Annotated in this window: 12 protein-coding genes; 8 read left to right on the top strand and 4 right to left on the bottom strand. The window is 69.9% G+C overall.

Features of this window, described 5'->3' with window-relative positions; genetic code table 11:
• Positions 1–95 precede the first annotated feature (95 nt).
• From OH735_RS34365 to OH735_RS34355, 3 genes are all read left to right on the top strand, one after another.
• Complete coding sequence (locus tag OH735_RS34365) at positions 96–551, top strand: ATP-binding protein (RefSeq protein ID WP_406385548.1); 456 nt, start codon at positions 96–98, stop codon at positions 549–551.
• A gap of 210 nt (positions 552–761) precedes the next feature.
• A complete protein-coding gene (locus OH735_RS34360; protein ID WP_406385547.1) occupies positions 762–2,408 on the top strand; it encodes an APC family permease in 1,647 nt (548 codons plus the stop codon).
• Between the two features lie 244 nt (positions 2,409–2,652).
• Positions 2,653–3,963, top strand: coding sequence for a DMT family transporter (locus OH735_RS34355; protein ID WP_406385546.1), 1,311 nt, complete (start codon positions 2,653–2,655; stop codon positions 3,961–3,963).
• On the opposite strand, the gene OH735_RS34350 is transcribed toward OH735_RS34355, so the two are convergent.
• On the bottom strand, positions 3,933–5,312 hold the full coding sequence (locus tag OH735_RS34350) for a transglycosylase family protein (protein ID WP_406385545.1): 1,380 nt from the start codon (positions 5,310–5,312) through the stop codon (positions 3,933–3,935). The two genes, OH735_RS34355 and OH735_RS34350, sit on opposite strands and share 31 nt — an antisense overlap.
• Positions 5,313–5,588: 276 nt before the next feature.
• Between OH735_RS34350 and gndA the strand changes: the two genes are divergently transcribed.
• The 3 genes from gndA to OH735_RS34335 all read left to right on the top strand — a co-directional run bounded on the left by gndA (position 5,589) and on the right by OH735_RS34335 (position 9,246).
• A complete protein-coding gene (gene gndA / locus OH735_RS34345; protein WP_406385544.1) occupies positions 5,589–7,031 on the top strand; it encodes an NADP-dependent phosphogluconate dehydrogenase in 1,443 nt (480 codons plus the stop codon).
• 344 nt (positions 7,032–7,375) lie between these two features.
• The gene (locus tag OH735_RS34340) at positions 7,376–8,449 is read left to right on the top strand and encodes a Dyp-type peroxidase (RefSeq protein ID WP_406385543.1); all 1,074 of its coding nucleotides are present in this window, start codon (positions 7,376–7,378) and stop codon (positions 8,447–8,449) included.
• Positions 8,449–9,246, top strand: coding sequence for a family 1 encapsulin nanocompartment shell protein (locus tag OH735_RS34335; RefSeq protein WP_406385542.1), 798 nt, complete (start codon positions 8,449–8,451; stop codon positions 9,244–9,246). The genes OH735_RS34340 and OH735_RS34335 overlap by 1 nt, the downstream gene beginning before the upstream one ends.
• Positions 9,247–9,715: 469 nt before the next feature.
• On the opposite strand, the gene OH735_RS34330 is transcribed toward OH735_RS34335, so the two are convergent.
• The 3 genes from OH735_RS34330 to panD all read right to left on the bottom strand — a co-directional run bounded on the left by OH735_RS34330 (position 9,716) and on the right by panD (position 11,237).
• Complete coding sequence (locus OH735_RS34330) at positions 9,716–10,345, bottom strand: arylsulfatase (protein ID WP_406385541.1); 630 nt, start codon at positions 10,343–10,345, stop codon at positions 9,716–9,718.
• A gap of 73 nt (positions 10,346–10,418) precedes the next feature.
• Positions 10,419–10,781, bottom strand: coding sequence for a GNAT family N-acetyltransferase (locus tag OH735_RS34325; RefSeq protein WP_406385540.1), 363 nt, complete (start codon positions 10,779–10,781; stop codon positions 10,419–10,421).
• Between the two features lie 30 nt (positions 10,782–10,811).
• A complete protein-coding gene (gene panD / locus OH735_RS34320; protein ID WP_406385539.1) occupies positions 10,812–11,237 on the bottom strand; it encodes an aspartate 1-decarboxylase in 426 nt (141 codons plus the stop codon).
• A gap of 881 nt (positions 11,238–12,118) precedes the next feature.
• Between panD and OH735_RS34315 the strand changes: the two genes are divergently transcribed.
• Positions 12,119–13,933 carry a DUF262 domain-containing protein gene (locus OH735_RS34315; protein WP_406385538.1) on the top strand — a complete coding sequence of 605 codons (1,815 nt, stop codon included), beginning with the start codon at positions 12,119–12,121 and terminating at the stop codon, positions 13,931–13,933.
• Positions 13,933–14,976, top strand: coding sequence for a CBS domain-containing protein (locus OH735_RS34310; RefSeq protein WP_406385537.1), 1,044 nt, complete (start codon positions 13,933–13,935; stop codon positions 14,974–14,976). Before OH735_RS34315 ends, OH735_RS34310 begins: the two co-directional genes overlap by 1 nt.
• Positions 14,977–14,980: the final 4 nt, after the last annotated feature.

Raw genomic sequence — 14,980 nt, 5'->3', positions numbered from 1 at the left:
TGCCGGATTCTCCCCGGAGTGGGACCGTTCGTCGCGGGTAGGCGAACGTCGAGAAGCTGTCATCGAACACCCCTGCGTCGCCCTGGCTGGAGCACATGAACGAACAGGTCACCTCGCGACCGGCCGACCGCCCCTGCCCGGACCGGTCCACGGAGGTTCTGCACAGCGCCGAGGTGTTCGACGGCGAACCCGGCTGCATCGCGCAGGCCCGGGACCTCGCCGACCGCTTTCTGGTCCGGCTGGCCGCCGAGTGGCTCGCGGTGTTCGGCGAGCACACCCGCAGCGATCTGATGCTGGCCGTGAGCGAACTCGTCACCAACGCGGACCGCTACAGCCAGGGCCCGTACCTGCTGGAACTGGAGGGCACCGCGGAGCGCGTCAGCGTCACGGTGTACGACAGCAGCACGGCCCTCCCGCTGTTCTACTCACCCGACCCGGCGCGCCCCGGCGGCCACGGCATGGAAATCGTCGTGGCCCTGTGCGACCGGCTGACCGCCGAGCGCGTACCCGTGGGCAAGCGCATCCGGGCCGAGTTCGGCTTGAGCACCTGACCTGTGGGGCTGGCGGGACGCCGCCCGCCCCACGACCACGGTCGGCCACCCGAACCTCGATCGGGCAGCGACTTCATGCCCGACCCGACCGGCGCAACTTCCCCGTGCTCCGGGAACGATTCACACGGATCGGGCATCTAACTCCAAGTCCCATGGACACGGACAGACACCTCACGCCTCATCCCCACCGGAACAAGGGGTGCATCCCGCATGCAGATGTCCAAGCCGGTCGCACCCACGGCGCCCACGAATCCGGGCCTCAAGCGGGAAATCGGGCTGATCGGTCTCATCTGGACCTCGGAAGGGTCCATCATCGGGTCCGGCTGGCTGTTCGGTGCGCTGCTCGCCGCGCAGGCGGCCGGCACGGCGGCGCTCATCTCCTGGGGCATCGGGGCGCTCGCCATCATCGTGCTGGCGTTCGTGCACGCCGAACTGGGGGCCATGTACCCGGTCGCGGGCGGCACCGCCCGTTTTCCGCACTATGCCTTCGGCAGTGCCGCCGGCGCGTCCTTCGGATGGTTCTCGTGGCTGCAGGCCGTGACCGTGGCGCCGATCGAGGTCATGGCGTCGCTGAACTATCTCAGCGTCCACGCCCCCTGGGTGCAGACCGGCAAGAATCACCTGACGCCCGCGGGGTACGGGCTGGCCATCGCGTTCATGGCGTTCTTCGTCGTCGTCAATTTCCTCGGCATCAAATGGCTCGCACACACCAACAGCGTGGCGACGTGGTGGAAGGTGGCCATCCCCGTCTTCACCATCATCGTGCTGGCCGCCACCACCTTTCACGGCAGCAACTTCGGCTACCAGGGCTTCGCCCCCTTCGGCGCCAAGGGTGTGCTCTCCGCCATCAGCACCAGCGGCATCATCTTCGCGCTGCTCGGCTTCGAGCAGGCCGACCAGTTGGCGGGCGAGAGCCGTAATCCGGCCCGGGACATCCCGCGGGCGGTCATCGGCTCCATCCTCATCGGCGTCCTCGTCTATGTGGCGCTTCAGGTGGTCTTCATCGCCGCCCTGCCGCACAGCGCGTTCGTCCACGGCTGGGCCGACCTCTCCTTCAGCGGAAAGGCCGGCCCGTTCGCCGGGCTCGCCACCTCCGTCGGGCTCGGCTGGCTCGCCACGCTGCTGTACATCGACGCGGTCGTGTCGCCGTCCAGTACGGGCCTGATCTACACCACCGCCACCTCTCGGGTCTCCTACGGCCTGTCCCGCAACGGCTACGTCCCGGCGGTCTTCGAGCGCACCACCAGACGCGGCGTGCCGTGGTTCAGCCTGCTCTTCGCGTTCGTGGTCGGGCTCATCGTGTTCCTGCCGTTCCCCACGTGGCAGAAGCTGGTCGGTTTCGTCACGTCCGCGAGTGTGCTGATGTACGCGGGGGCACCGCTCGCCTTCGGGTGCCTGCGCAAGCAGGACCCGGACCGGCCTCGTCCGTACCGGTTGCCCGGCGGGATGTTCTGGGCGCCCGTGGCCTTCATCATCTCGAACCTGATCATCTATTGGGCGGGCTGGGACACCCTGTGGCGGCTCGGCGTGGCCATCGTGCTGGGCTATCTGCTGCTCGGCGGCTCCGCGTTGCTCAGGCTCAACCCCAGGGTGCCGCACATGGACTGGTGGTCCGCGCAATGGCTGCCGGTGTACCTCGTGGGCATGGGGCTGATCTCCTGGCAAGGCGGATTCTGCAGCACGGGCCCGGCGTCCAAGGCGTCCTGCGGTGCGACGGACGTCCTTCCGCTGTGGTGGGACATCTCGCTCATCGCGACGTTCAGCCTGGTGATCTACTTCTGGGCCCAGGCCGTCCGGCTCCCGGACGCGGAGACCCAGGAGTACATCGGCGCCGTCGAGGTGGTGCCCGGCGGGTGACCCCGCCCTGCGCCCGGCTCCGGCGCGTCCGGGTGTCAGCGTTCGCAGGTGCTCAGCCACAGATCGTCCGGGGCGGTGTGCCGCGGGTCCCGGTGCAGGGCATCGGGCGACTCGGAGTCCTCAGGAGGGAGGACTACCGTCGGTAGGAGGACCCCGGGACCGCTCCCGTACTACCAAGGCAGTACGACGGATCGCCCCCTCAAGGACGACGACGCGGCCGCTTCGGAGGGACATCGTGGTGTACATGAGTTCCCTTGCGCTGTCCGTGCTTCTGTCACTGGTCTCCGCGGTCGCCTACGCGGCCGGGGCGATCGTCCAGGAGCGCGTGGCCGCGGCCGGCGACGGCCGCTCGCTCGCGCCCTTACGCAACCGCGTCTGGTGGGCGGCCGTGGCGCTGAACGGGGTGGGTGCGGTGCTGCATGTCGTGGCGCTGGCCTACGGTCCGCTCAGTCTCGTCCAGCCGCTCGGTGCGCTGACCATCGTCTTCGCCCTGCCGATGGCGGCGCTCTTCGTACGACGCCGGGCAGGGGCCACCGCATGGCGCGGCGCGATCATGGCGACCGTCGGTCTGGCGGGCTTGCTCGCGCTTACCGGGGACGGCGAGTCGCAGTCGCTGAGCGGCCCGGATCAGCTGATGCTCGCCGGGGTGACGTTCGGTGGGGTCGCTGCGCTCTTCCTGGTCTCCAAGGGATTCCACAGGCCGGTGGTGCGGAGCGTGATCGTGGCAGGGGCGGCGGGGGTGGCTTTCGGGATCGCCTCGGTGTTCACGAAGACGGTGGCGGTGCAGTGGACGTCCGGCGACGCGGGGGCCGGAATGCCGGCGCTGCTGGCGATCGCCGCGTTCGCGGCCGCCGGGCTGCTGCTGTCCCAGATCGCTTACCGGGGTGCCGGACTGACCGCGCCGCTGGCCACGGTGACCGTGGTGAACCCGGTGATAGCCGCGGCCGTCGGCATCACCATGTTCGACGAGGAGTTCCGGCACGGTACGGCGGGCACCATGCTCGCGCTGGCATGCGGGGTGGTCGCCGCGGGCGGGCTGATCCTGCTCACGACGGAGCGGCTGGGTGCGGAGCACCTCGCCGGGCGGAGCGCGGGAAGCGAGCAGCCGGTCGTTGCGGGGGACGGGATGGACGGGATGGACGGGATCGACGGGACGGGCGCGGCGAGCGCGGCGGGCCCGGACGGGGGGCCGGGCGTCGACGGGGAGCCGCGCGCCGACGGCGCCGCGGAACCGGCGGCCGCTCTCCGTCGGCCGGTTGGGACGCGGACGGCTGTCGCTCCTCCCGAGCCCGCCGCTGCCGCACCGGCGGCGACGTCCGCGAGGCCCGCCGCGGCCGACGAAGCCGTCGCGGAGGCCTTCTCGGCGGCCCGTGCGCTGCCCCTGCTCAGGCCGTTGAAGCGTCGGCTCGGACAGGTGGAGTTCGGGCCCGGGCTGCCGTCGCACACCCGTCCCGCCCGGCGGGACGGCGTGCCCTCCACGGGGTCCGGCGCAGCCGATGACGCCGCCGGACCGCCGGCGGCCGTTCAGACGCTGACGCCGCCCGCCCTGAGGTAGGCCAGCGGGTCGATGTCGGAGCCGTAGCCGGGGCCGGTGCGGATCTCGAAGTGCAGGTGCGGACCCGTGACGTTCCCGGTTGAGCCCGAGCGGGCAATCCGCTGGCCTGCAAAGACGTGCCGGCCCTCGCGCACGTGAAGCGCGGACAGGTGCGCGTACTGGCTGTACTTCCCGTTGCTGTGCCGGATGACGATCTGGTATCCGTATGCTCCGCCCCAGCCCGCCGAGACGACCGTGCCGGAGTCGACCGCCTTCACGGACGTGCCGGTCGGAACGGGGAAGTCGACACCGGTGTGGTAGCCGCTGGCCCAGGAACCGGCCTGGTGGTACGGCGTACCGATGCCCGCCGCGACCGGCGCGACGAGGCCGGCGTGCTTCTCCGCCCGCTCCTGCTGGTGGCTCTCGGTCTTCTTCGGGTGGGACTTCGGCTTCGCGGTCTGGTGCTGCGGCTTCGCTGCTTGGTGCTGGGGTTTCGCCGCTTCGTGCTGGGGTTTCGCCGCTTCGTGCTGGGGTTTCGCCGCTTGGTGTGGGGACGTGGCCGCTCGCTGCTTCGGCTTGGCCGTCCAATGCTGGGGCTTTGCCTCGTCGTGCGGTGCGGTCGGCGCTTTCGGCTTCGTCGTCGACTTCGGCTTCGTCGCCGCGGTCGCGCCCGCCTTGGCATCCGTTCTCGGTGCCCGGGCCGCGTCGAGGCCCAGACGCTGCCCGGGAAAGATGAGATCCGGGTCGTCCCCCACGACCGTGCGGTTCGTCGCGTACAGGTGCTGCCAGCCGCCCCGTACGTGCTCGGTCGCCGCGATCGCGGAGAGCGAGTCGCCCGGGGCAACGGTGTACGACTCGCGCTTGCCGGGCACGGTGGTCGGTGTGGCGGGCGTGGACGTCCGCTTCGTCTCCGGCTTTCCGGCGGCGGCCTGCCGCGGCGTTTTCACCTGACTGGTCCGCGCGGACTGGGCGTTGATGTCGGGGGCGTTCCCGCCACTCGTCAGCCCCACCCGCGTCGAGCAGCCCGGCCAGGCGCCGGGCCCCTGCCCTTCGAGCACCTTCTCCGCAACCGCTATCTGCTGGTCCTTGGTCGCGAGATCGGCGCGCGGGGCGTAGACCGTGCCGCCGTAGGCCGCCCAGGTCGACCGGGTGAACTGCAGGCCACCGAAGTAGCCGTTGCCGCTGTTGATGTGCCAGTTGCCGGTGGACTCACAGGCGGCGACCTTCTCCCAGACGTCCGTCGACGCGGCGCCCGCCGAGGCTGCCGCGACGAGCGGGAGAGCGATGCCCGCGCCGCCGGCGGTGACCGTGAGCGAGGCGCGGTTGAGCCGGCTGGGCTGATATCTGCGGTGCCGTCCGTTCGCGGCCATGACTTGGCTCCCCCACAGGCAGTTGGACACGTCGCAAGCGCCCAACTTATGGGCAGGCAAAGGGCGATGACAAGAGAGCGAAAACCGGCCCACCCCTCACGGACGGCCCGGACGGCCTGAACAGCACAGCCGCCGCAATGCGTGTCCGTGCACTCGTCAACCCTCGTACCGTCCCGGGCGCGGACGGAGCCATCCGGCCCATGCCGGACAGCCGTCACCCCGCCCCGTACCGATACTGAAGATCCGGCATCCCCGAGCAGATTGCAGAGCACACAGATGAGCAGCACCGCGCAGATCGGCGTCACGGGACTCGCGGTCATGGGCCGTAACCTCGCCCGCAACTTCGCCCGCAACGGCTTCACCGTCGCCGTGCACAACCGGACGACCGCGAAGACGGACGCCCTGGTGGAGGAGTTCGGCGACGAGGGTTCCTTCGTGGCCGCGCGTACTGCGGAGCAGTTCGTCGCGGCGCTGGAACGCCCGCGGCGGCTGGTCGTCATGGTGAAGGCGGGCGATCCGACGGATGCCGTGATCCAGGAGTTCGCGCCGCTCCTGGAGGAGGGCGATGTCATCATCGACGGCGGCAACGCGCACTTCGAGGACACCCGCCGCCGCGAGCGGGAACTGCGCGAGCGCGGCATCCACTTCGTGGGCGTCGGCATCTCGGGCGGCGAGGAGGGCGCGCTGAACGGGCCGAGCATCATGCCGGGCGGCTCGTCCCGGTCGTACGAATCGCTCGGGCCGTTGCTGGAGAAGATTGCCGCGAAGGCGAAGGACGGCGCCCCGTGCACCACCCACATCGGTCCCGACGGGGCCGGGCACTTCGTGAAGATGGTCCACAACGGCATCGAGTACGCGGACATGCAGCTGATCGCGGAGGCGTACGACCTGCTGCGCAAGGTGGCGGGCTACTCCCCCACGAAGATCGCCGAGACGTTCCGCGGCTGGAACACCGGCCGCCTCGACTCCTATCTGATCGAGATCACGGCGGAGGTGCTCGCCCACACCGACGCGGCCACCGGAAAGCCCTTCGTCGACATCGTGCAGGACCGGGCCGAGCAGAAGGGCACGGGACGCTGGACGGTGCAGATCGCGCTGGATCTGGGGGTGCCGGTCTCCGGCATCGCGGAGGCCGTCTTCGCCCGCTCGCTGTCCGGCCACGCGGATCTGCGCGAGGCGGCGAAGGACCTGGCGGGCCCGTCGCCCGCGGTGCTCGACGAACCGGCCGCCGCGGCCTTCGCCGACCGGGTGGAGCAGGCGCTGTACGCGTCCAAGATCGTCTCGTACACGCAGGGTTTCCACCAGATCCGGGCGGGCAGCGAGGCGTACGGCTGGAACATCGACCTCGGCGCGGTGGCGGCGATCTGGCGGGCCGGGTGCATCATCCGGGCCGCGTTCCTGGACCGGATCCGGGCGGCCTACGACACCCGCCCCGACCTGCTGAGCCTGCTCTCGGACGAGCAGTTCGCCACAGAGATCGGCGCGGCCCAGGACGACTGGCGCGCGGTGGTCGCCGAGGCGGTGCGGCAGGGCGTGCCGACGCCGGGTTTCGCGGCCGCGCTCTCCTACTACGACGGACTGCGCGCGGACCGGCTGCCCGCAGCGCTGACCCAGGGGCAGCGCGACTTCTTCGGCGCACACACGTATCGGCGCACGGACCGCGAGGGCTCTTTCCATACGCTCTGGGGCGGTGACCGGTCCGAGGTCGAAACCGGCTGATGCACGGGACGCCGCCGGGCGCTCCCACCCACAGCGGCGGGCGGCGTCCGGGAACCCTCCGCCGGTGCGCCGGTGCGCGGCATCCGGGTACCCTCCGCCGATGCGCCGGTGCGCGGCATCCGGGAACCCTCCGCCAATGCGCCGGTGCGCGGGGCGGACGGCTCATACACCTGCCGCGGCCGACCGGGCTGCCCGGCTCATCGTCGCCCGGTCGGGTGACCCGGGGTGCGGCGTCGTCGTACGTGTGCGTAAGTAGCAGCGGGCCTTCTTGTCGTGGCCCTCTTGTCGTCCCACCCGCGAGCCCGCTGCACTTCCGTACCGCTGACGCCCCATGGAGCTCCCGTATGCCTGACGCCATGCCGGAACCGGTCGCGGCCCAGCCCGTCGTCGCGCCGTTGACCAGCGCCGCGCTGATCCTGGTCGCCACGATCGAGCCCGGTGGTGAGCCCGTCGTCCGAGCGGTGCTGCCGGACCTGGCGGCGATCGCCCGTTCCATCGGGTTCCGGTTCCCGGGCGCCGGACTGGTCACGGTGACCTCCTTCGGCTCCGACGCCTGGGACCGGCTGTTCGCGGGGCCGCGTCCGGCGGGGCTCCACCCGTTCCAGGAACTGCACGGTGCCCGCCACCGGGCGCCCGCCACGCCGGGCGATCTGCTGTTCCACATCCGGGCCGAGCGGATGGACGTCTGTTACGAGTGGGCGGCCCAGCTCCTCGACCGGCTCGGCACGGCGGTGAAGGTGGTGGACGAGACACAGGGGTTCCGCTACTTCGACCACCGGGACCTGCTCGGCTTCGTCGACGGCACGGAGAACCCCGTGGGAGCGGACGCACGGTCGGCGGCCCTGGTCGGCGCGGAGGATCCGGAGTTCGCGGGCGGCAGCTATGTCATCGTGCAGAAGTATCTGCACGACCTCACGTCCTGGAACGCGCTGAGCACCGAGGCCCAGGAGCGCGTCATCGGCCGTACGAAGTTCGCCGACATCGAGCTCTCCGACGACGTGAAACCCGCCGACTCGCACGTCGCCCTCAACACGATCACCGAACCGGACGGCACCTCGCGCGAGATCCTGCGGGCCAATATGCCGTTCGGCAGCTTCGAGCAGGGCGAGTTCGGCACGTACTTCATCGGTTACGCCGCCGATCCGGGCGTCACCGAGCAGATGCTCCGCAACATGTTCCTCGGCAATCCGCCCGGCACGTACGACCGCATCCTCGACTTCTCCACGGCGGTCACCGGCACCCTCTTCTACACCCCCCGCGCCGACTTCTTCGACGCCCCGCCGCCGTCGCCCGCCATGACCGCGGCCGAGGCCCTGCCGGAGCCGGCGTCCGCGCCCGCGGTGACGCAGGCCCCGGTCCCGGTCCGGTCGGACGACGGCTCGCTGCGCATCGGCAGCCTGCAAGAAAGCGCCCAGTGATGAACAACCTCCACCGCGAACTCGCCCCCGTCACGGAAGCAGCCTGGGACCAGATCGAAGAAGAGGCTCGGCGCACCTTCAGCCGCCATCTGGCGGGCCGCCGTGTCGTCGACGTCACCGGGCCGGACGGCCCCGGACTGGCGGCGATCGGCGACGGCCATCTGCGCGAGATCGACCCGCCCACGCCGGACGTGATCGCCCGGGCCCGCACTTCGGTGCCCGTCATCGACTGGCGGGTGCCGTTCACGGTGACCCGTTCGGCCGTGGACGACGTCGAGCGCGGCTGCGACAACAGCGACTGGCAGCCCGTCAAGGACGCGGCCCGCACCTGTGCGTTCGCCGAGGACATGGCAATCATCGACGGGTACGCCTCCGCCGGCATCACCGGGCTCCGGGACGGCTCCTCGCACAGCCCGCTGCCGCTGCCGGCCGACGCCCGTGACTATCCGGCCACCGTCAGCCAGGCACTGACCCAGCTGCGGCTGGCCGGGGTCGACGGCCCGTACCGGCTGCTGCTCGGCGCCGACGCCTTCACCGAGGCGACGGAAACCTCCGACCACGGATACCCGGTGGCCACTCACCTGGCCCGCCTCCTCGACGACCAGATCCTGTGGGCGCCCGCCGTCACGGGCGGCGTTCTGCTGTCCACCCGGGGCGGCGACTTCGAACTGCGCCTGGGCCAGGATCTGTCGATCGGCTATCAGGACCACGACGCGACCAGCATCCGGCTCTACTTCCATCAGGCGTTCACCTTCCGGATGCTGACGCCGGAGGCCGTGATCCCGATCATCGCCTGACAGCCGCGACGGTCCGGGTGAACCGGCTGGCGCGTCGAACCACGGACAGAACTCGGCCGCCGATGTCACGGCACGGATGGACGGCGCGCCCTGGGGCGCGCCGTCCGAGGGGCCGGAGCCCGCGAGACGGACCGGGCGGTCAGCCGGTCGGGTGAGGTGACGGCTCCGGTTCCGGTACCGGCTCGGGGTTCGGGGTGGGCGGCTGCGGAATCGGATCCGGCGCCGGGCCGGGCGGGACGGGTCCGGGCGGCGGAGGCGGCGGCTCCGGCAGCGGCGACGGCGGCTCGGGCATCGGTCCGGGCGTGGGCGCCGGTGGGACGGGGTCGGGGTACGGGTTGGTCATCGAAGGCCTCCGAGCGGTTCGGGGTGGATCTCCTTCCACCGTCCCCCGGAGGGGCTGCCCGCGCCTGGTGAGTCCATGCCTACGGGTTCCGGATGATCTGTCCGGGTGCACCGTCCCCGCGCCGGTTCAGCGCGCGGCGGCGGCTGCCGCGGCCGCGAGACCCGTCCGGGGGCTGGCGAGTACCGGGATCCGGGTGATCGTACGGGTGCCCGCATCGGCCATGGACGCCTGCGCGAGCACGATCACATCGGCGTCCGTCACCGCGTCGGCCGCCGCCGCGACCAGATCCAGGAAGCCGTCGCGGTCCCCGGCCTCGAAGCGCGCCCAGGCCCCCTCGACCAGGACGCAGCGGATCTCGACGGGCCGGTCCGCCGCCTCTTCGGTGAGCAGGGCGAGGGTCGGCGCCAGGGTGTCGCCGAGCGCCGCGAGGACCACCACGCGATCGCGTGCCGCGGCAGCGGCCGCCATGGGACGGTCGACACGAAGCACCGGGACTCCGACCGTCGCCGCGGCCGACTCCGCGACCCCGCCGATCGTCGAACACGTGCAGAGCACAGCGGACGCGCCCTCGGCGACGACACCCGCGAGCAGCGCCCGGATCTCGTCCGACACCGCTTCCGGGCCCTCGTCCCTGGCCCGGGCGAGCAGGTCCTCGGACACGAGATGACGCAGGGCGAGTCCGGGATGATCCGCGTCCCGGAGCGCGTCGAAGACCGGGACGTGGACCGGGGAGGTGTGCAGCAGTGCGAGTGTCATCGACCGAACGTACAACTCCCCGGCCCCGATCGGATCAACGGCCGAGTGGATCCGTACAGCCCGCCGGTGCGGGTCACTTCAGCTCGGGGTGGGACGTGAGCTGCGCCTTCGCCCGCTCCACCAGTTCGGCCGGCGCCTCGGGAGCCTGGTCGGGGTGACGCTCCGCCCACTTCGCGGCGTACGGGCAGAGCGGGACGACAGGGACACCCTCACGGCCCGCCATGGCATAGAACTCCTGGACGAGGGCACCCGCGATGCCCTTGCCCTCGTGGCCGGGCTCGACGACGGTGTGCACGGCGACAAGCGCGGCGGGATCGCCGTCCATCACGAAGTACGCGATGACTCCGGCGGCCTTGCCGTTCTCGTACGCGAGGAGGTTGCCGCTCGCGCGGTCGTCGCGGATGTCGAGTTGGATCCGACTGGTCTGTTCTGCCATGACGGGTGCTCCCTCGATGGTCGAGCCCGGTCAGCGCGCCACGGGGACGGCGTGCGGGCTCCGTTCGGTGGCGGTGCCGGGTACGGGCTCGGAGGCGTCGGCGCCGAGCGCGACGATCCGGTTGTCGGCGTCGACATGCACGATACGCGGGCTCAGGCCGCGCGCCTCGGCGTCGTCGACCTGGGCGTAACTGATCAGGATGACCAGGTCACCGGGGTGGACGAGGTGGGCGGCGGCGCCGTTGATGCCGATGACACCGGAGCCGCGTTCACCCTCGATGACGTACGTCTCCAGGCGGGCACCGTTGTCGATGTCGACGATGTGCACGAGCTCGCCGGGCAGAAGATCCGCGGCTTCCATGAGTGCGGCATCCACGGTGACGGAACCGACGTAGTGCAGGTCGGCCTGGGTCACGGTGGCACGGTGGATCTTGGACTTGAACATGGTACGAAGCATGAAGAAGCTCCCATTTTATCTGCTCCCTGCCTGCTTTGTGCAGGTCAAGGGCGGTGCCCGCAGCGTACAACCATTCGCATATTCGGTCAGCTGTCGCCGGGCGCCTCAGGACTCACACTGACCCTTTGCTGACTTTTCTGATGCCCAATCATGCCGAGATCGAACTGACCCATGCCCTCGGTTCCGATCACAAGAGGGGTCGCAAGGCAAGCACCTACTTGCCATGCAGTCGCGCTTCTGCCTGTCACAGCATCCGTAACCCGTCTCACGGCGTTTCCCGCGACCTCACCGGTGCGACCGAGGGCGGAACTCGCCCAATTCGGCATACCACGGTGGTTGTTGCGATGCTACCACTGCTCGTCGAGCGTGTCCCATACACTGCCCCTCGTACGCGCTCATCGGGGTTGCACCGTCGACAAGTGGGTCGGTGTATGTGCTCATTGAGGTTCTCCAATTCGACTGTGATCGCCGGGTCCACGATGCCTAACAGCCGACACGTGGGTGAAGCAGCAGTGCGGGGGGTGCCTCTCTCGGCACTGCCGTCACGACGATGGCGTTCGATGTCACCCCGTTGGCGACTCTCACGAGCAGCGGTGGTGCGTTCATCGCCGTCCTCAGCGCGGGCATGAACGTGCTCAACCACGTGAAGCGCAACATGTAGCGCCTTCAGGGGCGGCCCGCTGGAAAGCGGGCCGCCCCTGTCTGCAGCATGCGCCACAGGCCGCGGCGAGCCTGCTGTCGCTCTCTTTGAAGCCGTGGGCCTGCAACCTCAGCTGGATGTTGCTCTCGGTGATCTCGTTCTTCGGCGAACCGGTTGACGGTAACCGGAGATCACTGCTGGAATCACTCTGCGTACACGCGGCGGGTGAGAAGAGAGACACATGGCGGCACTGGACAACGTGAAGCTCAAGGACGTACTCGCGGATGTCGCGTCCGGGGCGTTACAACTGCCCGACTTCCAACGGAACTGGAAGTGGGACGACGACCGAATCAGGGCCATCATCGCGACAGTGACGCTGGACTATCCGCTCGGCGTGGTGATGACGCTGCAGACGGGCGGTGCCACCCGCTTCCGCTCCCGCACACTCACCGGGGCCCGCCCCGAGGGCGATCCGAAGGCGGACCTCCTGCTGCTGGACGGACAGCAGCGCCTCACCTCCCTCTTCCAGGCACTGTGGCTGGACGCCCCGGTGGAGACGTCCGACTCTCGCAGCAAGCCCATCGAGCGCTGGTACTACGTCGACATCGAGAAGGCCGTCGGACCGTCCGCCGACCGCGACGAGGCGATCCTGTCCGTCCCGGCGGACAAGGTCCTCCGCACCGACTTCAACCGCACGGTGGTACTGGACCTGAGGACCCAGGAGGCCGAGTGCACGGCGGGGCTCTTCCCGCTGCACCTCGTCTTCGACGCCCAGCGCGTCAACCAGTGGAAGAAGGGCTACATCAAGGCGGACGAGGAACGGAACTGGGACCGCTGGGGCCAGTTCGACGACTTGGTCCTCCAGCAGGCCCGCGCCTTCCAGGTCCCGATGATCCGGCTGGCCGCCTCGACCTCCATGGACGCCGTCTGCGCGGTGTTCGAGCGCGTCAACACCGGCGGCGTGCCCTTGAACGTCTTCGAACTGCTCACCGCCACCTACGCCGGCGACCCCGAATACGTGGAACGGACCGGCGACTACTACCAGCTTCCCGAGGTGTGGCGGGAGATCAAGCAGGCGCTGGCTTCCAAGTACCCGGTCTTCGGCCGACTGGACAGCGGCCTGGAGAACGGCCTGAGCAGCATCGACTTCCTGCAGGCCATCGCCCTGGTACGCACCTGGGAACGCAAGGAGGCGGGTGTCGGGGCCGCGGTGTCCTGCAAGCGGCGCGACCTGCTGGACCTCCCGCTGGCCGACTTCGTCCGCCTGGCGCCCGAACTGGCCGAAGCCTTCGCCTGGGTGGGCGATTTCCTGGAGCGGCAGTGCATCGTCCGGCACAACGACCTTCCGTACAAGACGCAGCTCGTCCCGCTCGCGGCCGTGCGCGCCATCCTCGGCGACGAAACCGAGGGCCTGGGCCCGGAGGAGAAGATCGAGCAGTGGTACTGGTGCGGGGTACTGGGTGAGATGTACGGCGGCTCGACCGAGACACGCTTCACTCGGGACGTCGAACAGCTCGTCGACTGGATCCGGCGGGAGGACCGCTCGCCCGACACGGTTGCGGACGCCTTCTTCTTCGCCGAGCGGCTCGACAGCCTCACGACCCGCAACAGCGCCGCCTACAAGGGAATCTACGCGCTGCTGATCAAGCAGGGTGCGGTCGACTGGCACTACACGGACGCCTCACTCAGCCCGGGCCGGCTCGACGAGTACAGCGTGGACGTCCGGCAGATCTTCCCCAAGGCCTGGTTCCGCCGGGGCAACAGCCAGGGTCTGCCGACGAACTCGATCGTGAACAAGACCCCGCTGTCCTACCGTGCCACGATGGACATGTTGGGAGCGCCCTCGTCCTACCTTCCCACCCTGATCGCCGCCTCCGACATGCGCCCCGAGTGGTTCGACGACGTGGTCGCCACCCACCTGATCGATCCGGAGTCGCTGCGCGAGAGCGACTACAAGCGCTTCTACACCGACCGTTCCCGGCAGTTGCAGGACCTGGTGCAGTCCGCCATGGGCAAGCGCACCATGCTCCGTGATCTGTCGGAGGGCGAGGCGTGATGACCACCAGGCCCAGCGAGAAGGATCTCGCAGCGCTCAAGGGCAGCACCGTGCCCGTGCAGGGAATCCTCGACCTGTTCCAGGTACGGGTCCGCGATCACCGCACTGTGCACCTGATCTCGCAGGCGCTGACGGACTCGGGACTGACGACGCTGCCAGACTTCGCCGTCTGCGGACTGCGCAGCAGTGTCGACGTGGTCCCCATCGCCTCCGTCCCCTCGCAGACCGGGCTCGTCGAGAGCGAGGCCGGAGAGGAGGCGGACGAGTCCCTCCCCTCGCTTCCCCAGCGACTGCTGCTCGGTGACATCCCGTCGGCCAAGCAAGGCGTGCGCGGCGTCACCCTCGGAAACTCCCTGGCACACGCCACCTTCCTGATGCGCACCGAGAGTTTCTCCCAGGTGCCGGTGACCACCGGCATGGCGCAGATCCACGGCGTGGTCACCTGGGGTTCGGTGGCCAGGATGTACGAGGCGGGCAAGACCGCCACGCTGGAGAACGCAATGGAGAAGGACTCCCTGCCGGTCGCGGACTCGCGTCAGGAACTCTTCGCCGCCCTCCCGGTGGTCAAGGAGCACGGTTACTTGCTCGTGCGCGGCGACGACGGCTGCCTGTCGGGCATCGTCACCGCCGCGGACGTCACGGAGCGCTTCGAGGGATCGGCGCGGCCCTTCTTCATCGTGGGGGAGATCGAGTCCCTGCTGCGCCGCTGTCTGGGCGCGGCCCTGGACGAGGAGTCCGTCAAAGCGGTCCAGACGAACAAGAAGCCTGAACACCGCACCGGCCAGGTGTCGGACCTGATGTTCGGCGACTACCTGAGGCTCCTGGACGGCGACCAGACGAAGCGGTCGCTCGCCGATCGCGCCGATCTCAACTGGGAGGCCCTGAAGTGGCCGAACATGCCCCGGGAGCAGTTCATCGGCCGTCTGAAGCGGGTGAAGGACATCCGTAACCGGATCGCCCACTTCGACGAGAAGCCGCTCCCGGCACAGATGATCGAGGAGCTGACCGCCTTCGCCGCGCTGCTGCGGGCATTCGTCTCCTGATCGC

The organism is Streptomyces sp. NBC_01618 (genome assembly GCF_045209435.1).
In the GTDB taxonomy this organism is placed as follows: Bacteria; Actinomycetota; Actinomycetes; order Streptomycetales; family Streptomycetaceae; genus Streptomyces.
This window is presented reverse-complemented; position numbering and strand designations above follow the sequence as displayed.

What these genes read in the sequence shown, in the direction of transcription:
- OH735_RS34355 (WP_406385546.1), top strand. Translation starts at nt 2,653, where the DNA reads ATGAGTTCCCTTGCGCTGTCCGTGCTTCTGTCACTGGTCTCCGCGGTC.
- OH735_RS34340 (WP_406385543.1), top strand. Translation starts at nt 7,376, where the DNA reads ATGCCTGACGCCATGCCGGAACCGGTCGCGGCCCAGCCCGTCGTCGCG.
- OH735_RS34360 (WP_406385547.1), top strand. Translation starts at nt 762, where the DNA reads ATGCAGATGTCCAAGCCGGTCGCACCCACGGCGCCCACGAATCCGGGC.
- gndA (WP_406385544.1), top strand. Translation starts at nt 5,589, where the DNA reads ATGAGCAGCACCGCGCAGATCGGCGTCACGGGACTCGCGGTCATGGGC.
- OH735_RS34330 (WP_406385541.1), bottom strand. Translation starts at nt 10,345, where the DNA reads ATGACACTCGCACTGCTGCACACCTCCCCGGTCCACGTCCCGGTCTTC.
- OH735_RS34325 (WP_406385540.1), bottom strand. Translation starts at nt 10,781, where the DNA reads ATGGCAGAACAGACCAGTCGGATCCAACTCGACATCCGCGACGACCGC.
- panD (WP_406385539.1), bottom strand. Translation starts at nt 11,237, where the DNA reads ATGCTTCGTACCATGTTCAAGTCCAAGATCCACCGTGCCACCGTGACC.
- OH735_RS34350 (WP_406385545.1), bottom strand. Translation starts at nt 5,312, where the DNA reads ATGGCCGCGAACGGACGGCACCGCAGATATCAGCCCAGCCGGCTCAAC.
- OH735_RS34365 (WP_406385548.1), top strand. Translation starts at nt 96, where the DNA reads ATGAACGAACAGGTCACCTCGCGACCGGCCGACCGCCCCTGCCCGGAC.
- OH735_RS34315 (WP_406385538.1), top strand. Translation starts at nt 12,119, where the DNA reads ATGGCGGCACTGGACAACGTGAAGCTCAAGGACGTACTCGCGGATGTC.
- OH735_RS34335 (WP_406385542.1), top strand. Translation starts at nt 8,449, where the DNA reads ATGAACAACCTCCACCGCGAACTCGCCCCCGTCACGGAAGCAGCCTGG.
- OH735_RS34310 (WP_406385537.1), top strand. Translation starts at nt 13,933, where the DNA reads ATGACCACCAGGCCCAGCGAGAAGGATCTCGCAGCGCTCAAGGGCAGC.